Below are 22,044 nucleotides of genomic sequence, written 5' to 3'. Positions count from 1 at the left end.
AATGCGCGTGACGCGCGTAACCTGGCGGGCTTTGTTCGCCACGACAGCGTGGCGCTTTTTAGCCATTCAACAATCGCGAAACTGGGGTTTGCGCTTTTCGGCGAAGGCTGCCATGCCTTCCTTTCGATCTTCTGTGGCGAAGGTCGAATACGCCATACGCCGCTCGAACAGGATGCCTTCTGCCAGGCTCGATTCGTAGGCGCGGTTGACGCACTCCTTGGCCATCGCTACGACGGGTTGCGAGTATCGCGCGATCTCGTCGGCCGTTTTCAGCGCTTCCTCGACGAGCGTGTCGGCGGGCACGATGCGGCTCACGAGGCCGCATCGTTCGGCTTCAATGGCGTCCATCCTGCGGCCGGTGAGGATCATTTCCATCGCCTTCGATTTGCCGAGCGCGCGCGTAAGGCGCTGCGTGCCGCCGGCGCCGGGAATGGTCGCGAGCGTGATTTCGGGCAGGGCGAAACGGGCGTTGTCAGCGGCGAGAATGAAGTCGCACATCATGGCCAGTTCGCAGCCTCCGCCTAACGCAAGACCCGCGACCGCGGCGATGACCGGCTTGCGGCAACGCGACGTGCGTTCCCAGTTCGACGTGATGAACTGATTCTTGTACACGTCCATGTACGTCCATTCGTTCATCATCTTGATGTCGGCGCCGGCGGCGAACGCCTTTTCGCTACCGGTCATCACGATGGCGCCGATGGCGGGGTCGGTTTCGAGGTCGTCGAGTGCCGCCGTCAGCTCGTCCATCAGCTGATTGTTCAGTGCGTTGTAGGCTTGCGGACGGTTCAACCTGATCAAGCCGGTTTTCCCGTGCGTTTCGACGATGATCGTCTCGTAGGCCATGGTTCTTCCTTGAACGAATGAGGGTGAACACCTAGACCCGGATGGGGCCTGCTCGCCGATGATTTGCGTGTCTGTGGTGCGCCGCACGGCAGCGTCCGAGCGTATCGTGCGTTGCCAATTTTGTGAACGACGTTTATGATTCTGAATGTGCGACCCAGCTTTGTCAATTGAGCGCGAGGTCAGAATTGCTAACGGAAAACACCGCGAGGAGACACTGCATGACCACTCGTCACGAGGACGGACAGATTCGCGTTGAGCAGCGTGGGAACCTGCTCTTGATGGGCATTGACCGGCCGGAAAAGCGCAATGGTTTCACGCCGAAAATGTTCACCGAGCTTGCGATGGCTTACACGCAGCTCGAGAAGAGCGGCGATATTTTTTGCGGGCTGGTATACGCCGAAGGCGATCACTTTACGGCAGGGCTCGACATGCCAAAGGTCGCGCCGTTGCGCCGCGAAGGGAAACCGCTGCTTCCTGAAGGCGAGGTCGATCCGTTCAACTTGCGCGCGCCGCTGCGTACCAAGCCGGTCGTCATTGCGCTGAAGGGAATCTGCTTCACGGTCGCGGTCGAATTGATGCTTGCATCGGAAGTGGCTGTTGCGGCCGACAACTGCCGTTTCTCCCAGCTTGAAGTCAAGCGGGGGATCATGGCAGGTTGTGGTGCGACGTTTCGCATGGTGCAGCGAGCCGGCTGGGGCAACGCAATGAAGGTACTGCTTACCGGCGACGAATTCACCGCAGACGAGGCACGGCACATGAACTTCGTGCAGGATGTCGTGCCTGTGGGGCAGGAGTTCGACCGGGCGCTCGCGATCGCCGAGCGAATCGCGGCACAGGCACCGCTAGCCGTGCAGGCCACGATGCAGAACGCGCGCGTTTCGCTGGGACAAGGCTGGCAGGATGCTTACGCGACGATTCAGTCGACCCAGCAGTTTCTCTACAACACTGAAGACGCGAAGGAAGGCGTTCAGTCCTTCATCGAAAAACGTACGGCGAAGTTCGTCGGACGCTGATGCAAGGCTTCCGGCGCAGCCGGTGTGAATTCAAGGGGACCGTTTGCTATGACAAAAGGCGCATTGGCGGGTGTTCGCGTACTCGACCTGAGCCGCATTCTCGCGGGGCCTTGGGGGGCTCAGATGCTGGCGGATTTCGGCGCGGAGGTCATCAAGGTCGAGCGTCCGGGCAAGGGCGACGATTCGCGGCAATTCGGCCCCCCGTTCCTGATGGATCGGGAGGGAAAGGTCACGCGCGAGTCGACGTTTTTTATCAGCGCGAACCGAGGCAAGAAGTCGATCACGTGCGATATCTCCACGGCCGAAGGCCAGGCGCTGATCCGCTCGTTGGCGGCGCACTGCGACGTGTTGATCGAGAACTATAAGGTTGGCGACCTCAAGCGTTACGGGCTCGACTACGACAGCCTCAAGCTGGTCAATCCGCGCCTGATCTACTGTTCGATAACCGGATTCGGTCAGACCGGACCGTATAGCCCGCGCCCCGGGTACGACTCGATTTTCCAGGCGATGGGTGGCCTGATGAGCGTGACCGGAAACGGCGACGACGTGCCGGGCGGCGGGCCAATGAAAACCGGGCCCAGTCTTGCGGACATCCTGTGTGGTCAGTACGCCGCTTCGGCGATCATCGCAGCGCTTTATCATCGCGACGCGGCGCAAGGCGGTACCGGGCAGGGGCAGTACATCGACCTGGCGTTGCTGGACGCGATGATTGCTGCCACATCGCACTATGCAAGCCAGTATCTCGTTTCAGGCCAGATTCCCATTCGGCGCGGTACCGAGGGCAACGGTGGTATGCCGTCCCGCATGTTCCGCTGCGCCGATCGCGACATCATGATCGTGGCGGGCAACAACGAGCAATACGCGCGGATGTGTAACGTTCTGGGGCACCCCGAGCTAGTCAGCGATCCGCGATTCAGCGAGATTGCGCTGCGCGTGAAGAATCGTCGCGCGCTGGGCGAAGTGTTCGAGCCGCTGATCCTTCAATGGCAGAGCGATGAACTGCTCGCAGCGCTCGACGCCGCCGGGGTGCCGGCCGGACCGATCAACAATCTGGAGCAGGTGTTCGCAGATCCGCATGTGCAGGCACGCGCGATGTGCGTCGAAGTTGCGCACCCGCTCACGGATAAGGCGGTTCGGATGGTCGCCAACCCGGTCAAGATGTCGGGCACGCCTATCGATTCGTACGGGGCGCCGCCGATGCTCGGACAACATACGGACGACGTGCTGCGTGATGTGCTGAGTATGTCGCAGTCGGATATCGATATCCTGCGCGAAAAGAAAATTCTATAGAAAGGACATCAACGGCGAGTTCGGCAAGATCAACGTGGTGCTCGTGTTCGGCCGACGCGAAGAAGGTGATCGAGGAGATGGTGAAAAGTTGCAGCTAAGGGGGAGTCATGACGACTGAGAGAAGCAACAGCCGTATCGTATGTACAGACCACGTAGAAGTCGGGTGTATCCACTCCGGTAGGGACGCCCCGAATATCTCGCGTCCGCATCAACGTTCGGACACTCCCGTGCGTAGCGGAAAGTCACCTCATTGGGCTTGGGCGAACTGCCGCAGCGAGTTCGACTGGATGGACGTGCACTTGCCGTTCTTCACGTCGGAATGGTTTTAAGAAATTTCTCAACCGACGCGATCGAGTCCCAAAGGTAACGGCGAAAAAACGCCTTGGCTCCGTGTCCCGCAGCCAAGGCCAAACTCCACACGCTCTCGCGAAGTGTGTGAGAGGAGAAACAACTGATCGCTCTTCAAGCTTCGTGGTACGCGCCCGGCGGGAAGCTCACTGCTCGGATCGAGGCTCGCGATAATGCAACTGGACGTTTCATATATTGCACCGTGTTCAAAAAGACGCACTAGAGCATTGACTGTCCGCCGTCCACACTGATAGTCTGCCCGGTTATGAAATTAGCGTCGTCACTACATAGAAATGCAACTGTTCGTCCAATATCGCGCTGAGGATCGCCGAAGCGGCCAAGCGCAATTTCAGAGAGATAGCGAGTGCGTTCCTGAGGATTGGCTTCGAGGTAGGCTTCGGCGGCAGGCGTGAGCGCTGCCGGGCAAATGACGTTGACGGTAATGCCGTAGACGCCCCATTCGCGCGCGGCAACACGCGAGAGCCCACGAATGCCCTCCTTGGTTGCGGCGTACGCGCCGAATCCCTTGAGGCCTTCGATACCGGTGCGCGAGCCGAAGTTGATGATGGCGCCGCGGCCCTGCGACTTCATCCGCGGCAATGCGGCCTGCATGAAATACAGCGTGCCGTACAAGCCCGATTCGAGCGTGTTGCTCCAGTCATCGTCGGTAACGGACTCGAGCGGCACCCCCGGGCTGCTGCTTTGGGCATTGTTGATGAGTGCGTCCACACGTCCGAATCGCTCGACGGCAAGTTCGACCGTCCGCACGGCGTCGGCGCGATTGCGCGTATCGCCGGGCACGACCAGCACTTGCGAACCGAGGGCGCTCAATTCCTCAGCAGCCCGCGTGAGTTTGGCCTCCGTGCGACCAGTGAGGACCAGACTCGCCCCCTCGGTGGCAAGCGCAAGGGCGATGCCGAGTCCAACGCCTTGGCCGCCTCCGGTCACGATGGCGACCTTTTCTGCCAGTTTTTTCGTGTACATGAGTGAATCCAGAAGTGAAGGTTGATGTTGCTGTTCGACGCCCGAGCGTATTGCGTAAATGGTCTGGAAGATGATGCTTCCACATTTCAGTTTTTCGAACGATGTTCAAATATATCTCAAGCGGTGTGAGGGAGCGCCCTGGCGTATTCCCGCATTCGGGTGGTGTAAAAAGTGTGCCAGATTGTGATCGATGTAAAACTATGTGAATAGTTCCCGTATAATCTATACAGTCAATTCATGGGGAAAATCATGTTGAAAGAGACCTCAGCGCCGACGGACCGGGACGTCAGCGGGCCGCGCTCGCTGACCCGACTCCTCGGAATTTTCGATGTGCTGGCGAAGTCTCCGGACGGGATGTCGCTAGCAGAACTGAATGTCGCTCTCGAGTCACCTAAGAGCAGCCTGCTCAATCTGCTGCGACCTCTGGTGGCGGAAGGGTACTTGATGCACGACGTAGGCCGCTATCGCCTGGGACCGTCGATCTTCCGGTTGTCGGCAGGCGTGATGGCCGCGTGGAATTTTTCGAAGATACTGCGCCCGTTCCTGGTGGATCTCTCGAAGAGCACCAATGAAACCGTGTATGTCGGTGTCCTTGACGTCGAACACAAAGAGATCACCTATGTCGACGTGATCGAGAGCGAGCAATCGGTGCGCTATTCAATGCACATCGGTTTGCGTCGCCCGCTCTATTGCACGGCTGCGGGCCGCGTGCTGCTCGCCCATGCACCGGACGGTTTCCTTAACGACTACATGAAGACGGTCAAATTCGAGCGCCGCACCCCGCAAACGATCGCAACGAAGAAGGCGTTGCGTGACGAACTCGACCACATCCTCGAAAGCGGCCTGTCGGTGAGTCGCGGTGAACTACTGCCGGATTCGGCCGGCGTGTCGTCGCCGATCTTCGGACCGAATGGCAATGTCATCGCGGCGATGGCAATTGGTGCGCCGCTCGAACGCTTCGACCGCGAACGTCACCGGCTCGAAGAGAACATGATCAGAGTCGCCCAGCGGGCGTCTGCGTTGGGTGAGGCAGAAGAGGAGTGACTCGCCAGTCGATCGGCGGCGCAGTGAAGCGGGTGCTTCAATGCGCCGCGGTCGCGGTGCGGTCGAAGAAGCGTCGTACCCGCGCGCAACGGATCGGTCGCAACGACCGTCAGTGTGTACGACGCTTCGGCAGCATGGAGGCGACCAGCAGTCCGGCGATCGAACTGCAGGCGATGTAGACGAATACCGAAACATAGCCACTATCGGCCGGAAACGATGCACCGTCGTGTCCCGCCGTCGCGCTGCGCAGCAGCGCAAATACCGCCTGGGCACCTACCGCGAAGAAACACGAGAAGAAAACGTAGAGCATGCCCGTTGCCTCGCCTGTCTGATGTGCAGGCGTCGCTTCCACGATCTGGTTGTACAGCGCCGTGCTTGCGAAGGCGAGGCCGAACGAGCACAGCACCGCACCCGGAACGAAGAGCAGCAGGCTGCGATGAAGCACGATCAGCGAGGCCCAGCCCAAGGCCAGTATGAGCATGCCAATCAAGGCAGCGGGCCGGGCCTTGTAGCGGGCCGCAACCCGGCCGCTCCATGGGCTCGCGACCAGCGCGACGATGTTGACGCTGAACATCAGTAATCCGGCTGCCGTCGCGCTCAACCCGAATCCGGAGTGCGTGCCGGCAGGTTGCTGGGCGAGCAGCGAGAAGACCTGTCCTAGTTGCATGGCGCCTGCCGCGAGGAATGCCATGCATGCATTGGCCAACATGACTTCGCGCCTCTTCAGCAGACGCACATTGATGAGCGGATGACGCGCCCCGTGTTGATGGCGTGCCCAGAGTCCGAGCACGATCATCCCGCCAGCGATCAAGCCCCACAGCCGCGGATCGCCGAGCCCCCACGTGCGGATTTGCTGCACGGCGAAGAGGATGGCGCAAAGCGCCGGAGCGAACGCGAGACCTCGAACGTAGTCGATCCGTACGCCGGGATTCGGTGGCGACGGCGGTGCCCACGCGCGTACCGCCGCGACGGCCACGACGCAAAGCGCGACTTTGAACCAGAAGCCGCCCTGCCACGAGTAGTGATCCACGACAACGCCCGCGCAGATGTAGATCAGCCCCGCCGACACCATGCCTGCCGCGCTGATCAACCCCACCGCGGCAGGCAGCCTGGCGGGTGGCAGATTCTCACGAACCAGACCGATGGAGAGTGGCGTAATGCCTGCCGCGATTGATTGCATCGCACACCCCGCGACGAGCATGCCGACATCGGTCGCGCATGCGGCCACGACTGCGCCCGCCGCAGCGATCGATATCACCACGAGCAGGATGCGGCGGTAGCCCAACAGGTCGCCGAGTCGCCCGCTCACCGCGGCAAAGACGGCCGAGCCGAGCCAGTACGCGGTGACGGTCCAGCTCACGGTGTTCGACGCAGGAAAAGCCTTGTAGAGCGTGACCAGCACGGTGTAGATGACGGTGATGCCGGACGAGGCCGCTACCGCGGCAAGCAGGATCGCCATCGTGAACCCGCGCGGTGGACCCACCACGGGTTGCGCTCGGTGTGCCGGCTGGGAGAGTACTTCGGCTTGCATAAACGTCTCCGGTCGTGTGTCTTCGTTTCGATTATACTTATATACGAACGGCGTTCGTATTGATGTTTTTGGAGAGTTCGATGCCGACCGCAAGGATCGCGAGGCCACCGCCCGATATCAAATCGATATCGACGTTTTCGAGTTCGATATGAGAGTTTTTAGGTCCATGGCTTGACCCGATACTTCTCTCAAGGGCGCACGTTCTGAAGCGCTCCCCACAATCAGGAGCGAGACCATGCAAACGTATCAAGGGAAGATCTACGACGCCGACACGCACTTCTACGAAGTCGAGGACGCATTCAACCGTCATTTGCCCGAGAAGTTCAGGAAGGACTGGTCGTTTACCAGCCGTGTCACGGCAGACGGCAACCGCTGCATGTATGTGGGCGACCGGAAGGTGGAAATCAGCGAGGGCTACACATCGGCCGAGGGGCACGTTCCGCCGCCGGGCAAGCTGCATGAATGGCTGCGCGCGATGAAGGATGGCAAGGATAACGTCGATATGCGGGTGTCGCCGACGCCGGACATGTTCAACCGCGACGCGCGCCTGAAGAAGATGGACGATTTCGGTGTTGAAGCCTGCACGATGTACATCGGCGAAATGGTCGCGTGTATTTCCTACCTCAACGAGCCCGTTGCGGCAAATGCGGTGTTGCATGCGTATAACCAGTGGATGCTCGACGACTGGGGCTTCAACTACAAAGACCGCATCTACACGACGCCGGTCGTCACGCTCGACGATCTCGATGCGGCTGTCGCCGAGGCCAGGTGGCTGGTTGCGAACGGTGTGCGGGTGATCCTGATGCCGATGGGGCCGTTCAATGGCCGTGCACCTGCCGATCCGTACTTCGATCCGTTCTGGTCGGTCCTCAACGAAGCGGGCGTGCGCGTCACCTTCCATGTGTCGGAAGCGATCTACATGAAGGATCATATGGCGGTGTGGGGCGAGCCCGTGCAGCAGTCGCGCCAGCGTCAGACCGCCTTTGTCTGGATGCACGGTTACGGCGAGCGGCCGGTCATGGAAACGCTGTCGTCGTTCATCTTCTACAACTTCTTCGAGCGTTTCCCGCGGGTCAAGCTGTGCAGCGCCGAAAACGGTGCCGAATGGGTGCCTTCGCTGCTCGTCAAAATGGACAAGTGCCGGGGGATGGCGAAGAATGGCTACTGGCCGTGCGGTCAGCTGAAGAAACGCCCGAGCCAGATCTTCAAGGAAAATGTCTTCGTGGTCGCGTATCCGGAGGACGACATCGCCCAGATCATCGCTCAAACGGGATCGTCGGACTTCCTGTTGATGGGCTCCGACTATCCGCACGCGGAAGGCGTGCCCGAACCGAAGGACTTCGCGTCGGAAGCATGCAATGAGCTCTCGGAAGAAGACACGCGCAAGATCATGTACGACAACGGCCGCCGGTTCATTCCGCTGCACGTGTGATCGGCCTTGCACCGGTCGACGGCGGCAGACGGTCTGTCCGTCCCGCGCGATTTCTTCATTACGAACAGGTTAGCCATGAATATTTCGGACTATCAGGCGCTATTGCTCGAACGCGAAGGCGGCGTCTTGACCGTTACGCTCAACCGCCCGGAAACGTTGAACGCGTTCGACGAGCAAATGGACATTGAGATGTCGCGGCTTTTTCTCGATGTCGCCGAGGACGTCGAGACCCGTGTCGTGGTGTTGACGGGCGCAGGGCGGGCATTTAGCGCGGGCGGCGATATCGAGCATATGCAGCAGGTCATCGACAACCCCACGCTGTTCCTCGAAGGCATGCAGCGTGCAAAGAAAATTGTCTTCTCGATGCTGGATTGTCCGAAGCCGGTCATCGCCAAGATCAACGGTCATGCAATTGGTCTCGGCGCGACGATCGCGCTGTTCTCGGATCTGAGCTACGCGGCCAATCATGCAAAGATTGGCGATCCGCACGTGAAAGTCGGCTTCGTGGCGGGCGATGGCGGCGCGGTGATCTGGCCGCAGCTCGTGGGCTATGCGAAGGCCAAGGAATACCTGTTGACGGGGGATCTCGTCACCGCGGAAGAGGCGGCACGACTGGGTCTCATCAATCATGCCGTACCGGCCGACCAGCTGGATGCCGTGGTCGACGCGATGGCGAAGCGTCTCGCAAACGGCGCTTCGCGCGCCATCCAGTGGACCAAGGCGTCGATCAACATCGGCCTGAAGCAACTTGCGCATGCCATTCTCGACGCGTCGATTGCATACGAGGCGCTGTCGAACCTGACGGAAGACCATCAAGAGGCGGTCAACGCGTTTCGTGAGAAACGCGAGCCGGTGTTCAAGGGACGTTGAGCTTTTACAGTGTCCGGCGCCAGCGGTACCCGCGGCGCCGGGCGCGGCGAGGGAGAGATGCACATGCAACGGGTAGTGGCGATAACGGGTGGATTCGGCACGCTTGGGCGCACGGTTGGTCGCGTGTTTGCCGAGAACGGCTGGAAGGTCGCGCTGATCGACAAGGCGCTCGAGCCGGAGAACGCGAGCGCGGAGCAGCTGCACGCTTCCTGGTGGCGAGGAGGCGTCGAGCTGACTGATCTCGATGCGGCGCGCTCAGCGCTCTCCGCGGTCGTCGAGCAGCTTGGCAGGCTCGATGCAATCGTCAATGTAGCGGGAGGCTTTCGCTGGGAAACGCTGGCGGACGGCAGTCTCGACACCTGGGATCTGATGTACCGGACGAACGTGCGCACGGCGGCGACTGCGTCGAAAGCGGCACTCGACCATATTGCCGACAGCGCGGAGGGCGGACGCATCATCAATATTGGAGCCGGCGCTGCGCTGAAGGCGGGCGCGGGCATGGGAGCGTATGCGGCCTCGAAGTCGGGGGTGATGCGTTTGACTGAGGCGCTGGCCGAAGAACTCAAAGGCCGTTCCATTACCGTCAACGCTATCTTGCCAGGCATCATCGATACGCCACAGAACCGCAAGGATATGCCCGACGCTGACTTTTCCCGCTGGGTACGGCCTGAAGAAATCGCCGAGGTGATTCTCTTTCTCGCGTCTGGCGCCGCGTCGGGGGTGACCGGTGCGTTGATTCCTGTCACCGGGCGTACGTAAAGATCCTGAACCGGAAATAGCAGTTGACGCCGGAGTCAACGGCGCCAACTGCAAATCGCGTTTCAGGTGAGGTGTGCGAGCGAGTCGTTGCTGAACCCGAGGAACGGCTCGCCAAGCCGTGCGCGCCGCGCCCAGTTCGGATCATGTAGAAGCGAGCGTCCCACGCCAACAAGATCGAACTCGCCGCGTGAGAAACGATCGAGCAGGGCAGTGAGGTCGGGCTGCGCCGATGTCGCGGCCCCGGCCATTGAATCGTAGTAGCCCTTGTTAATGCCGATCCCACCAACAGTCATCGAAAGCTTGCCGGTTACCTTCTTCACCCAACCGGCGAGATTCATCTCTGAGCCCGCGAATTCCGCCCGGTTGAAGTAGCGGGTGCTCGCCTCGAAGATGTCGACGCCAGCATCCGCGAGCGGCGCGAGAATGTGCTCGAGTTCGTGCGGGTCGTTGGCGAGACGCGCGCGGAAATCCTGCTGCTTCCACTGGGAGAAGCGGAACGTGATCGGCATCGTCGCGCCGATCGCTTCGCGGATTGCGCGGACAACTTCGGCGGCAAAGCGGCTGCGCGCCGTGAGATCCTTGCCCCATCGATCCGTGCGTTGATTGGTTTCTGCCCACAAAAAAGCGTCGATCAGATAGCCGTGAGCTCCGTGAATCGCGATGCCGTCGAAGCCGGCGGCCGTCGCATAGCGCGCGCTTCGACCATAGGCTGCAATGACGTCCGCGATCTCGGCATCGGTCATCGGGCGAGTTGGCGGCATGACGCGCTCCATGTAACCTGCGTTGAGCGATGTCATTCGTCCTTCCGGTCCCCACAGTCCCGATGGGCGCAGTGGCGAGGCGGCCGGGAAGGGGCCCGTATTCGCCTCTTTCATGGGTCCCATATGCCACAACTGAGGAAAGATGATTCCGCCGCTAGCGTGAACTTCGTCCGTCACGCGTCGCCACGCGGCAACTGATTCCTCTCCGGCGAGCACGGGAATCGAATTTTCTCCGAGTCCGGCTTCGCCGAGCGCCGCGGGGTGATCGACGCCGACGCCTTCTGTGATGATCAGGCCTGTCTCGCCCTGCGCACGCCGCTTGTAGTAGGCGGCGACGTCACTACCGGGCAATCCGTTCGGCGAAAAGCCGCGAGTCATGGGTGACATGACGATACGGTTGGCAAGCGTGACCCCGCGGACGGTGAGAGGCGAAAAGAGCGAAGCGGTATTCATTGGTCATTCACATAGTTGACTTACGTGCGGATAATGATACGCTATGTTCTATCGATGAAAAAGCAGATATTGGCGCCGTCTCGCCGGCGGCGTTGAACAGGAGGATTGCATTGGAGCAAGCAGACTCATTGGCGGTAGACGCGCTCGAAGAGAGCGGCGCAAAGCTCATCCCGGAGGGCTTTGCATTGATGCCGGAGTTCGGTCCCTTCCATCGGATGTTCGGACCTACCTACTTTCGCAAGAGCGAACGCGGACACGTCGTCGGCATGTACGTTCGCGAAGCGCATCGCAACCTTGGCCAGATGATGCACGGGGGCGCTGTTTGCATGCTGGCAGACACCGCCATCACGTGGGCGAGCAAGTATTCGCGTCAACCGGCCGTCAAGGTGTTGACGACGGGCTTGACGGTCAATTTCATGGGGAACGCGGAGCCGGGCGACTGGGTGGAAGCACACGTCGACGTTCTACGTTCGGGAAAGCGGGTGATTTTCTCCGACTGCCGGATCTGGGCGAATGCGAAATGCATCGCCCAGGCGTCGGGGCAATTCCAGGTGATGGGTGAAATTGACAGCTAGTGCGTCGGCGAGACCTGGATGGCCGCGCGAACGTTACGGCATTGACCTGGCTCGAACCTTATCCAGTGCCGCACGGTACCTCCACGCGGTCAACAGAAGCCGATGAATCCGCTCAGCCCGGCGTTTCCGCTCGGAACGAGTGGTCTGAACCGCGAGGTGCACTTCGGGCGCGCCTGTGACCAGTGTGAGAAGATCGCGCGCCGCGTTCGAGGGATCGTCGATGGCGATCACGCCGCTGAGCGCGGCGGCTTCCAGAACGCCGGTTAGCGGCTCCAGCATCGTCACCACGAACTGCAGAAACTGCTTTGCGACATCGGGAAAGCGAATCGCCTCGCCAATGACCATGCGTGAAGTGTGCATGCTGTCCGGTATTGCCATGTGTTCGACGAGCGCATCGATAAGGGATGCCATGTTCGTCGAAAAATCGCGGCCCGGTTCCAGGTGCTCCGAGATCTTGCCCCGCAGATCGGCCATCCCGCGCCAGACGATGGAGCGAAAAAGCTCTTCCTTCGTGCCGAACTGGCGATACACGGTCGTTTTGCTGACGCCAGCCAGCGATGCGATTTCCTCGACCCTGGCCGCGCCGAAACCTTCTCTGATGAACACGGATTTGGCGGCGTCGAGCAGCCGCTCGCGCAACTGAACTGCATCGTCGTGGGTGGGCCGGCCAGCCGTTCGAGGTTTGTCCGCCGCAGCGAGCCGCGAGGCTCCGTTGGGAGCCTGAACTGACATAGGTTTGTACATCGGGGAGTGTTTGATGTCGGAATCAGGACATCAGTATACTCATGAGCCCAGGGGGGCGCCAGTAACGGCGCCCCTGGGGCTCGGACCGCGCGCAGCAGGGCTCAAACGTTGATCATGCCACGTACATACGACTCCATCGTGCCTGCGCACGAGAGCTTGTCTTCGCCTTCCTCGAGATCGGCATAGCGGCCGACTTGACGGACCAGCGGCCCCTGCAGGCCGTCGGTGTTCCCCGCCGGTGAAAAGTCGACCACGACCTTGTCGCCAGTGATGAAACCACCCCAGTATCCTTCGGCCAGCAGGTCGAAAAACGCGAAGCGCCCCTCAACGACGCCCAGTCCATCCGCAGGATTCAGCAGTTGCTCTCCCGCCTTGTCGAGGACGAACGGGACGATCCACGGGCAGATTGCATAACCCTGCGCAACTTCCGACCAGGGGCCGGTCCCGATCATCTCGGACATGCCATAACTGTTCTGGACGTTCTCGGCACGAATACCGTAGAAGCGGATGATTTGCTCCCGATAGTCGGCGGGGGCCGAGGTGCCCTTCAAGCCGCCACCGGTGGTGATTACCGTATCCGGATGGCAGATGCCATCGGCGCTGCCGCGCTGACGGGCGCGCTCGACGAGCGTCCAGTGCAACGACCAGTTGCCCTGGACCAGCACCGGAACTTCGCGCTGCGCGGTTAGCTTGTCGAGAAACCGGTCGATCATCTTGCCGGTATGACGCTGGCGCGCCACCGCCTGCTCCTGAAACGCCGCGACCTCGCTCGGTTTCGCGGAGCCGTCGGCGATTGCGCGGCGCATGCGGCCCATCGAAATCGTTGCGGATGCGAGCACCGGTTCGTCGAACATCAGCGTGGTTTCCGCGCCGAGCCGTTGCGCTGCGTTCAGTACCGGTTCGATATGCCGATGCGCGCCGGCAGGCGGCATCATGAGGAAAGCCGGGCGCTTGCCGAAATCTCTTCGGATCATTGCGTTGCCGTAGACGCCCAGCTTCACGCACGACTCGGTGACATTGTCGAGATCGGCTTGCGTCTGACTGATGAAGCTGCACTTTCCGGATGTGCCGCTCGAGCTGAAAACATGGTGTCCCGCTGTGCGCAGACGGTCCATCCATGCGTCGACGTTGTCCAAGCCGTCCAGATCGACTTCGGCTACCCGTTTGCTCGATAGCGTTTGCAGCCATGCCGAAAGATGTTTCCAGCGGCCGTTGTCGATGAATGACTCGGGGTAGCTCTTGTAGATCTGATGCGCGAACAGCAGGGGCACCATATCTTCATGGCGGGTCACTTCGTTGACGCCGACATCTTCCGCTCTGCGACGCAGTAGCCTGATCTGTTCGCGGCGCTCGGCGAAGCGCTCTTTCATGGCAGCGAGCTGAAGCTCGCGAAGGTTCTCGGGGTGCTTGCGAAACGGGTCGCTTTCACCGCGCAGCATTGCATAGAACGGGTCCAGAGCGGACATGTCGTCTCCAGGGCTATGAGTTGCCAGGCGTCAGTGGTCGAAGTCGGTGGAACTCGACACGTCGAGCCAGGCTTCGAGGTCGTGTTGCACGGACGAAAGTTTCTTCCGAACGAGGTCGACGGCGTCCGGACCTAGCGGTAGCCGCAGCGGTGGGACGTCTGCGGAAACCGCGCGCACGATGGCGTCGGCAGCCTTGGCCGGATCGCCCGTTTGCGTGCCGTGGTAGCTGCTCATGTAACGACGCATCTTGCCCACGGTCTCCGTATAGACGGGTGATTCGACCTCGCTCCACTTCAGCGATCCGCCCGCGAAATTGGTGCGGAAGCCACCCGGCTCGACCACGGTCACTCGAATCCCGAACGGGCTCAGTTCACGAGCGAGCGATTCCGAAAGCCCTTCGATCGCATGCTTCGAAGCGCAATAGAAACTGCAGCCCGTGATGCCGATCACGCCCGCGACCGACGAGAAGTTCACGATATGACCGCGGCCGCGCTCGCGAAAATGAGGCAGTACGGCGCGTATCACGTTGACCGTTCCAAACACGTTGGTATCGAACAGCTGACGTGCTTCCGCGTCGGAGACCTCTTCAAATGCGCCGAAGAGACCGTAGCCCGCATTGTTGACGAGTACGTCGATCGGTCCCGCGCGGTCGATGGCCTGCTCGACGCCGCGAGGCACGGCTGCCGCGTCGGTCACGTCAAGCAGCACACCGTGCGCGCGTCCGGGTGCGAGATTTTCGAACGGCGTGATCTGTGCGTCATTCCGAACGGTCCCGACCACTCTGTCGCCACGGGCGAGGACCGCTTCCGCAAGCGAGCGGCCGAAGCCGGACGAAACGCCGGTAATGAACCACACGGCTGGGCTTGTCTGTGTTTCAGTCATTGTCGATTGGCCTTCAGATGAGTAGCAAACATCGATTTAGTTAGCGGTCCGGGCCTCGGTCATGTCGGCGATCTCTCCGCGGACGTAGGCGTCGATCGTTCCCGCGCAGGACAGCTTGTCGTCGCCGCCGGGCAAATCCTTGTAGCGCACCACGTCGCGAATGATCGGCGTGCGCACGCCGTCGATGCCGTGACCGAACTCCACGGTGACCTTGTCGCCGCTGATCAGGCCGCCCCAGCGCCCATCCGCGAGCAGGTCGATCATGGCGAGCCGTCCCTCGACGATGCCTTTCCCGTCCGCAGGATTAAGCAGTTGTTCGCCGGTCGAGTCGAGCACCAGCGGGACGAGCCAGGGCGGGACCGTCCACGCCTTCGCTTCGTGAAACCACGGGCAAAAGCCCGATACTTCGCCCATGCCGTAGCCGTCGTTGAAGTTGGTCGCGTTGAAGTTGAAGAAGCGCTCGCACTGTTGCTGGAAATCTTCTGGCAGGTTCGCACCTTTCTTGCCGCCGCCGATACTAATGATCGTGTCGGGATGAAAGTCGGCGTCGGGAATGCCACGCTGGCGCGCCGTGGCGACGATCTGATAAAGCATGCCCATCATGCCCATGATGAACATGGGCTCGTGACGCCGTTCGAGAAGTTGGTCGATGAACTGCCGGAAATCGGCTTGTACGCGTTCGCTGCGTTCTCGACTTTCGTTCTGGAAGGCTTCGATTTCACTGGGGAGCGCGGTGCCGTCCGCGATGGCCCGCCGCATGCGCGCCATGCGCGTGGTGTGCGCGGCGCTTTGCGGCACATCCGACATGTAATGAAGGTCGCCCGGCATCGCAATCGATTCGGCGAATTTCGCCATGCGCTCCGTTCCGGTGTAAGAGCCGGAGGAGGGCGTCAGAAGGAACACGGGATAGCGACGCGACGGATCGCGCATGCCGCTCGCCGCCCAGCGAATGCCTTGGGAGAGGAGGCGCCAGCCGAGTTCGCGGTCGGCTTCGCTCTGGTAAATGAAGGACTGCTTGCCCGAGGTCCCGCTCGAGCTCATTACATAGTGGCCGTTTCGACGCAGCGCATGGATCCAGTCGTCGAGATCGGCGATCGTGCCGTAGTCGAGTCCGTCGATCTTGCGGGTTGTGAGCGTTTGAAGCCACGCCGTGAGGTGGCGCCATTTCCCCTGCTCGATGAACGAATCGGGATAGCTCTTGTAGACGGAGTCGGCAAAAAGCAATGGCACGGCGTCGCTCATGCTCTTCACTTCCGTCACCCCGGCTTCGCTGGCTCGCTTGTCGAGAATGCGAATCTGCTGCCGGCGCTGCGCGAAGCGCTCGCGCACGGCTTGCAGTTGCGCGGCATGGAGGCTTTCCGGCGCGTTGCGGAAGGGGTCTTGAAGATCCGTGAGTTGAAGCAGCGTGGAAAGGGCTTGCATTATTGGGTCTCCCCCGGATTCGGGCCCGATTCCTCCGAGACCCATTTCATGAATCGATGGATCGGGAACATGCCGTCGTGCGGATAGCCGCCAACCCCATCTGAAATAGACTCGCCCAGCGCCACGATGCGTTGCACGCCAGCGCACGCGAGCGCGTCGCGCACCTCTGTGACCCGGTGCGGCGGATAGATGCCGACCGTTTGCGTCGCGACGGTCGCATAGCGCGCACCGTCGCGCAGGCTTGCCACGGGAACGACGTTGACGGTCTTGCAAATGGGATGAAAATCGACCATTTCTTCCGAGCGAATGACGAGCCCCTTGCCGTCGTATCCGCCGAACACCCGGTAGAGCGGCTCCATCTCACGCAGCACATCAACCGCTTCGCGAATGTCGCTGGGCACCAGCGGGCCCTGGCCGTCGCCATAGCGAAAGTCCTGGCCGAGTGCCAGCGCCAGTTGCTCGGCATAGCGGTCGGCGTCGTCTTCGTCGCCTTCGATGAATTGATACCGGCTCGCATTGCACGCGTCCTGGTTGAACGACAGCACATCGGCTGCGCCGGCACGCGCGACGTCGCGCAGCACCTCGTCGGATGCAAAGGCTTCACGGCCGACCAGCGAGATAGATACCTTCGGATCGAACGCGACCAGCTCGAGCCCGGGGCCAGCGTAGCGCATCACGTGCCGAACCGCGCTGTCGCCGCCCCATACGACAATCTTGTCGAAGTACTGCGGACGATAAAGAATCGACTCGACATTTTCGTCTCCACCGCGCCAATACGCAGCCGAAAACGACTGGGTGACGGGATGATCCGGGTCGATGTCGGCCATCGTGCGCAGAATTGCAGTGGCCGTGAAAAGGTCGTTCGAAGGCAGCTTGAGCAGGTGGACGCCTTTCGTCAGCGCCGCGCGCATGACCGTCATGGCAGCCACCATCGGCGAGTTGCCTGCGAGCACATGTACGAGGCGTGGTGGAAACGCGCGCAGACGACTCGGGCGCCCGCGCAGCGTGCGTACCACCCAACCGTCGACGAGGCGCGCGTCGCCAAGACTTACGCGCAACTCGTCCTCGATCACCTCGCGTGCGAAAAGGTTGGGAATGTCGCGATAGCAGTTTTCGAGAATCCGTCGCCCGAGCGGACTCACTTTGATCATTGACTCGAGCGCGGCCTGCATCAGCGGATTGACGTCCAGATGCAAACGCGGCCCCAGCTCGACAAGAAAGTCGATAACCTTCGCAATCGGCATATCGAAGGCGGGGCCTGACTCAGCTCGCGGCCACACGAGGTCGTCAAGGTCGATCCTGGGCGTGCAGAAACCTTGGCCAAGATCACGCGATACGTGCCTGATGGCGCTTCCGGTGACAGTGCGACCGCGGTATACGTGAGGAACCGGCAGCGGCACGAGGCTGGGCTCCTGCGCCGGGTTCCCGCGTTGCCTTTCCGTTGTTTCGGGGTGCTCCATAAAAGCTCCTTTCAAATATCGATACGCGTTGACTTGGGGCGCAGACGCTGGTCCATTCCGAGCTTGCTATCGCTAGTCAGCTCAGATTGACGATCATCCGATCGAGTAAATGTTTGACGGTTCGGACTTCTTCGACCGTGAAGCCGCGAAGCTGCCGATTGCTTGCATCGACGATGTGCGGCAGGGTTCCGCGCAACAACTGGCGGCCGTTTTCAGTCAGTGTGAGCTCGACACAGCGTCGGTCGGAAGTGCTGCGAATTCGTTCGATCAATCCTCTTTTTTCAAGCGAATCGAGCTTGCGGGTCATGATGCTGCTGTCAGCGAGCAGCACCCGGCACAAGGCGGTAGGTGTGCGAGCACGTCCGTCGTACAGTGCTTTCAGGATTCCCCACTGTATTGCTGAAAGCTCGCTCGCAGCGAGCTTTGCGTCGATTTCCGCGCCAAGCAGAAGATGAACCAGGTTCATCTTGAACGCGACACTATCTTCAGTACGGTATTCCTCTGGCGCAAGTCTCTTTGCGAGTTCGGCGCCAGCCGGTTCTCGCTCGAGCGTGACGGAGTCGGATAGATTCATCGATTTCCTGCCAAAAAAGTAGCTGCATTTGCAAGCAACTATATGCACGGCATTCAAAATATGCAACGATAGGTGAGGTGTGGTTTTCCCCATGTTGCGACGGGGAGCAGGTATGCGCGACGATGCGCACGCGTCTTTTTGTTTGCAATCTTCGGGAGGAACCTTGTCGGAATCTGGTGTGGTAAGTGACATGGCGTTGCCTGTCGCTGTTGAGGAAGTGACCGCAAAGTGGCTAAGCTCCGCGATCGCGTTCCGCTTTCCCGGCGCCGAAGTAACTTCGTGCCGGCACGTGGAGGTATTGCCGGGTACGTCGACCAAGGTACGCGTCGCACTCGAGTACAACGACGCGGGACAGGCAATGGCGCTGCCGGCGCGCATGATCGTCAAGGGCGGTTTCGAGGATCACAGTCCTTCGATGAGAGACATGTATCGCAACGAAATGCGTTTTTATCGCGACGTTCTACCGTTCATCAACATGAACGCGCCTAGATGCTTTTTTGCAGGCACGGATCCTGACGCCTGGCAATCGGTCGTAGTGATGGAGGACCTGAGCGAGCGTAACGTTCAGTTTTGCCGTGCCCAGCAATCGCAGGGCTACGAACAAGTCGCCCTACGGTTGAGTGCGATGGCGCGCTATCACGCGCAAACATGGAACAGCCGGGAGTTCGACAAGGGCGGTCGGCTCGAATGGGTGGGAGAGCGCTTTTCGGACTGGTCGCTGGAATACCAGAACCGATACCTCGAACCGGACGTCTGGGCCCACTACATATCGCTGCCGAGAGGAGCGGCAGTAAGCCGGTATCTGCACGATCGGGACTGGATGATGGCATCTCTCGCGCGCATTGCGCGCGAACATAAGAGCAAACCGGTATGCCTTATTCACGGCGATACGCATCTGGGAAATCTGTACGTCGAAGCTGACGGGACGCCCGGTTTTTTCGATGCCCAGGTCAGTCGGGCGCCTTGGAGCCTCGAGGTTGCCTATCACATAGGGTGCGCACTCGATATCGAGGACCGTCGCTCATGGGAGCGGTCGCTGCTCGAACACTATCTTTCGCAGCTGGCGATTGGCGGGGTCGAGGCGCCCGATTTCGACGAAGCGTGGAACGACTATCGACGCGATCTCGCGTATGGATACTTCATCTTTGCGATTAACGAAACCCGCTTCCAGACCGAAGCAGTGAACACCGCGTATGCGGCACGCTTTGGCGCGGCATTGTTGGATCACGGCACGGTGCGCGAATCGACATGATCCAGGCCAATAATGCAACCATATGTTGCATTATTGGCCTCGCGAGACTAAGCTCGACCATCGGCAGCCTCCTGGCGAGTTATGGCTTGAACGTGAACGTGCAAGTGCTCGCTCGAACGTTCAAGATGACAATCGACTTTCATCGACCGATTACAGCATGCCTGTTCCGAAAATCTTTCATCAACGTTTAAGCGGCAAGATCGCGATCGTGACCGGCGCAGGATCGCTCGGTCGGGGTTTTGGCACGGGTAAGGCCATTGCCTGCCTTTTTGCGGCGGAGGGCGCGTCCGTCTGTCTCGTCGATCAGCAGTACGAGCGGGCGGCGGAAACGCTCGCGCTGATCACGGAAGCGGGCGGCCGAGCGTTCGTATCGACCGGCGATGTCACGGACGGCGCTGTCTGTGCGCGCATTGTCGAAGAGACCGTTCAGCGGTATGGAGGTCTGAACATTCTCATCAACAACGTCGGTATCTCAGGCGCGCCGGGGAGATTGCAGGACGTCGACGAAGCGTCCTGGGACCGTGTGATCGACGTCAATCTGAAAAGTGCGTTCTTGATGAGCCGAAGTGCGGTGCCGAAGATCGTGGCGCGCGGGGGCGGGGCCATCGTCAACATCGGTTCGGTCGCAGGCATCCGCAGCCACGGGTCGGCCGCGTATGGCTCGTCAAAGGCGGGAATGGTCGGCTTTACGCGTGAACTCGCGGTGATGTACGGCCGCGATCAGGTTCGTGCCAACGCGATTGCTCCGGGGCATATTTTTACGCCAATGGTGGAAAGCATGCTTGACGATAAGGCTCGCGAACGGCGCCGCAAGATCGCGCCCCTCCCATTGGAGGGAGATGCATGGGACGTCGCGGCCGCCGCGCTGTTTCTCGCCAGCGACGAATCGCGATTCATTACCGGCACGTGCTTACCCGTGGACGGTGGCGTGACGCAGATTGCGGCGCTTGCGGCGTACGAACTGGTCCAGCAATAGCCACCGTATCGGGCGGGGTACGTCGGGCAGCAAAGCGTCACTTTTCGCTGTGCTTTCCTGGCTTTCTGGTAACTTAGCGGGGCCGAATTTGACCCGCGTTACAGGAAACGGCACCTGTCTGGCATTAGCATGGCCGTCGAATTGCGGTTCATGCCAATCGCCCCTTTGCTCGGCACGCGTTTTTGCGATCCGAGAGGCGAGGGTCTCCACCGATCGATGATGGCATGACTGCTCGCAAGGCCGCAGATTCGCTTTTTGCCGCATTAGCGGACGCTTCCAGACGACAACTGTTGGCGCTGCTGAGCAAGGGGGCGCAAAGCGCAGCCGCATTGGCGCGTGAACTGAACATGTCACGTGCGGGGGTGACGCGTCACCTGAATGCGCTTGACGAGGCCGGCTGGATCGATGTTGCTGTCGATGACAATGGCGAGGCGTTCTATTCGAGACGTTCTCAGGCTGAAGCACAATTCCTGACGGAATGCGTAGCGTTGCAGAAGTCAGCATGCCCCGAAGATGGCGATGCGTTGGACCAACAGGCCGTAGTGTGGGCGCGCGAGTGGCCAGCGGAGGACGCGAACATCTATCTGATCGGGCAACGACTTCTACGGCTATCTGCGCACATCGACCGGGCGCTCAAGGAAGCCGCTGCGAGTCAGGGCCTGCTGGCAGCCGAACTATTGCTATTGGACGCGCTGCTGGTTTCAGGGCCGCCTTATACCCAGTCTCCAACGCAGCTGCAAAAACCGCTGGCGATGACGCTCGGCGGCATCACCAAGTGCGTCAGCAGACTTGAGCAGATCGGCTTGGTGGAGCGCTTGCCGGATCCGGCGGATGGGCGTGGAATTCTCGTGCGAATGAAGTCACGGGCGCGCAAGGTTTTAACGAACATTCTCCATGAGGGGGCGTATGGCACCGACTGGGTGGCATCCAGTCATATGACGCCCGAACGGCGAGCGGCACTGTCGATTTTGTTGCGGGAACTGCATCTGTTCGCAGACGCAGAGGCCGCACGTCGGAGTGCCGAGCGCGCCTGACATAGTTGCGGTGCTCACCGTCTCGATAGCAACGCCTAACTCATCGCCATCTCGGCTGGCAACAAGCGCGCAAGACGCAAGACCAGTCACAGGCCCGCGTTCTTAGCGGGCCTTCTTCTGCGTCTTTTGTTGCCTCCGACGCATCCGGTGGCAATCACCACTCCCCCACAACGGTATCTTGCCGAGCGATAGCTCCGCGGCAACGCATTGGAGCGCTGTCTTCTCGTGCTCGCTCGGTACAAACACCTGGATTAACCGAGATACTTTCCCAGTAAAGTACATTTACAGATGTTGGTGACGAGCAGGACATTCACGCCAAACGGAGATCCGA

The 22,044-nt window shown here is 60.5% G+C and carries 20 protein-coding genes; 10 read left to right on the top strand and 10 right to left on the bottom strand.

Going from position 1 to position 22,044, the window contains the following annotated elements:
• Positions 1–66: 66 nt before the first annotated feature.
• The gene (locus OKW35_RS47010; RefSeq protein ID WP_184050304.1) at positions 67–843 is read right to left on the bottom strand and encodes an enoyl-CoA hydratase; all 777 of its coding nucleotides are present in this window, start codon (positions 841–843) and stop codon (positions 67–69) included.
• Between the two features lie 218 nt (positions 844–1,061).
• On the opposite strand from OKW35_RS47010, the gene OKW35_RS47005 reads away from it, so the two are divergent.
• Together OKW35_RS47005 and OKW35_RS47000 are read left to right on the top strand one after the other, a co-directional pair.
• The gene (locus tag OKW35_RS47005) at positions 1,062–1,856 is read left to right on the top strand and encodes a crotonase/enoyl-CoA hydratase family protein (protein WP_429555642.1); all 795 of its coding nucleotides are present in this window, start codon (positions 1,062–1,064) and stop codon (positions 1,854–1,856) included.
• A 48-nt stretch (positions 1,857–1,904) separates the two neighbouring features.
• Entirely contained in the window at positions 1,905–3,146 is a 1,242-nt protein-coding gene (locus OKW35_RS47000; protein WP_090808861.1) for a CaiB/BaiF CoA transferase family protein, read from the top strand.
• 567 nt (positions 3,147–3,713) lie between these two features.
• On the opposite strand, the gene OKW35_RS46995 is transcribed toward OKW35_RS47000, so the two are convergent.
• Positions 3,714–4,478, bottom strand: coding sequence for an SDR family NAD(P)-dependent oxidoreductase (locus OKW35_RS46995; protein ID WP_018425469.1), 765 nt, complete (start codon positions 4,476–4,478; stop codon positions 3,714–3,716).
• Between the two features lie 249 nt (positions 4,479–4,727).
• Here OKW35_RS46995 and OKW35_RS46990 point away from each other — a divergent pair, with 249 nt between their 5' ends.
• Positions 4,728–5,522, top strand: coding sequence for an IclR family transcriptional regulator (locus OKW35_RS46990; RefSeq protein ID WP_429555641.1), 795 nt, complete (start codon positions 4,728–4,730; stop codon positions 5,520–5,522).
• A gap of 109 nt (positions 5,523–5,631) precedes the next feature.
• Here the strand turns inward: OKW35_RS46990 and OKW35_RS46985 are convergent, their stop codons facing one another.
• Positions 5,632–7,053: an MFS transporter gene (locus tag OKW35_RS46985; protein ID WP_260321264.1), complete on the bottom strand. Its 1,422-nt coding sequence runs from the start codon at positions 7,051–7,053 to the stop codon at positions 5,632–5,634.
• A 235-nt stretch (positions 7,054–7,288) separates the two neighbouring features.
• Between OKW35_RS46985 and OKW35_RS46980 the strand changes: the two genes are divergently transcribed.
• The 3 genes from OKW35_RS46980 to OKW35_RS46970 all read left to right on the top strand — a co-directional run bounded on the left by OKW35_RS46980 (position 7,289) and on the right by OKW35_RS46970 (position 10,114).
• Positions 7,289–8,485: an amidohydrolase family protein gene (locus OKW35_RS46980; RefSeq protein ID WP_184050312.1), complete on the top strand. Its 1,197-nt coding sequence runs from the start codon at positions 7,289–7,291 to the stop codon at positions 8,483–8,485.
• A gap of 75 nt (positions 8,486–8,560) precedes the next feature.
• Positions 8,561–9,355 carry an enoyl-CoA hydratase/isomerase family protein gene (locus tag OKW35_RS46975; RefSeq protein ID WP_090808869.1) on the top strand — a complete coding sequence of 265 codons (795 nt, stop codon included), beginning with the start codon at positions 8,561–8,563 and terminating at the stop codon, positions 9,353–9,355.
• Positions 9,356–9,418: 63 nt separating this feature from the next.
• Complete coding sequence (locus OKW35_RS46970; protein WP_429493357.1) at positions 9,419–10,114, top strand: SDR family NAD(P)-dependent oxidoreductase; 696 nt, start codon at positions 9,419–9,421, stop codon at positions 10,112–10,114.
• Between the two features lie 62 nt (positions 10,115–10,176).
• Here the strand turns inward: OKW35_RS46970 and OKW35_RS46965 are convergent, their stop codons facing one another.
• A complete protein-coding gene (locus OKW35_RS46965) occupies positions 10,177–11,328 on the bottom strand; it encodes an NADH:flavin oxidoreductase (protein WP_429555640.1) in 1,152 nt (383 codons plus the stop codon).
• Here OKW35_RS46965 and OKW35_RS46960 point away from each other — a divergent pair.
• Positions 11,328–11,903, top strand: coding sequence for a PaaI family thioesterase (locus tag OKW35_RS46960; RefSeq protein WP_429555639.1), 576 nt, complete (start codon positions 11,328–11,330; stop codon positions 11,901–11,903). The two genes, OKW35_RS46965 and OKW35_RS46960, sit on opposite strands and share 1 nt — an antisense overlap.
• Before the next feature lie 33 nt (positions 11,904–11,936).
• On the opposite strand, the gene OKW35_RS46955 is transcribed toward OKW35_RS46960, so the two are convergent.
• From OKW35_RS46955 to OKW35_RS46930, 6 genes are all read right to left on the bottom strand, one after another.
• Positions 11,937–12,542 (bottom strand): TetR/AcrR family transcriptional regulator, encoded by a 606-nt coding sequence (locus OKW35_RS46955; protein WP_260334929.1) that lies wholly within the window; start codon positions 12,540–12,542, stop codon positions 11,937–11,939.
• 206 nt (positions 12,543–12,748) lie between these two features.
• On the bottom strand, positions 12,749–14,113 hold the full coding sequence (locus OKW35_RS46950; protein WP_090808874.1) for a hypothetical protein: 1,365 nt from the start codon (positions 14,111–14,113) through the stop codon (positions 12,749–12,751).
• A 30-nt stretch (positions 14,114–14,143) separates the two neighbouring features.
• A complete protein-coding gene (locus OKW35_RS46945; RefSeq protein WP_429555638.1) occupies positions 14,144–14,995 on the bottom strand; it encodes an oxidoreductase in 852 nt (283 codons plus the stop codon).
• A 36-nt stretch (positions 14,996–15,031) separates the two neighbouring features.
• Positions 15,032–16,417, bottom strand: coding sequence for a hypothetical protein (locus OKW35_RS46940; RefSeq protein WP_429555637.1), 1,386 nt, complete (start codon positions 16,415–16,417; stop codon positions 15,032–15,034).
• On the bottom strand, positions 16,417–17,661 hold the full coding sequence (locus tag OKW35_RS46935; RefSeq protein WP_429555636.1) for an acyl-CoA reductase: 1,245 nt from the start codon (positions 17,659–17,661) through the stop codon (positions 16,417–16,419). The genes OKW35_RS46940 and OKW35_RS46935 overlap by 1 nt, the downstream gene beginning before the upstream one ends.
• 292 nt (positions 17,662–17,953) lie before the next feature.
• Positions 17,954–18,643, bottom strand: coding sequence for a MarR family winged helix-turn-helix transcriptional regulator (locus OKW35_RS46930; RefSeq protein ID WP_429555635.1), 690 nt, complete (start codon positions 18,641–18,643; stop codon positions 17,954–17,956).
• Between OKW35_RS46930 and OKW35_RS46925 the strand changes: the two genes are divergently transcribed.
• From OKW35_RS46925 to OKW35_RS46915, 3 genes are all read left to right on the top strand, one after another.
• On the top strand, positions 18,642–19,703 hold the full coding sequence (locus OKW35_RS46925) for a phosphotransferase (protein ID WP_184062004.1): 1,062 nt from the start codon (positions 18,642–18,644) through the stop codon (positions 19,701–19,703). The genes OKW35_RS46930 and OKW35_RS46925 overlap by 2 nt on opposite strands.
• Positions 19,704–19,860: 157 nt before the next feature.
• Positions 19,861–20,679, top strand: a complete 819-nt coding sequence (locus tag OKW35_RS46920; protein WP_429555634.1) for an SDR family NAD(P)-dependent oxidoreductase — start codon at positions 19,861–19,863, stop codon at positions 20,677–20,679.
• Between the two features lie 224 nt (positions 20,680–20,903).
• Complete coding sequence (locus OKW35_RS46915) at positions 20,904–21,713, top strand: MarR family transcriptional regulator (RefSeq protein WP_429555633.1); 810 nt, start codon at positions 20,904–20,906, stop codon at positions 21,711–21,713.
• The last annotated feature ends 331 nt before the right edge of the window (positions 21,714–22,044 follow it).

This window comes from Paraburkholderia sp. MM5477-R1 (assembly GCF_050436385.1).
In the GTDB taxonomy this organism is placed as follows: Bacteria; Pseudomonadota; Gammaproteobacteria; order Burkholderiales; family Burkholderiaceae; genus Paraburkholderia; species Paraburkholderia tuberum.
Note: the sequence above shows the minus strand (reverse complement) of the source record. Positions and strands in the feature narration are given on the sequence as shown.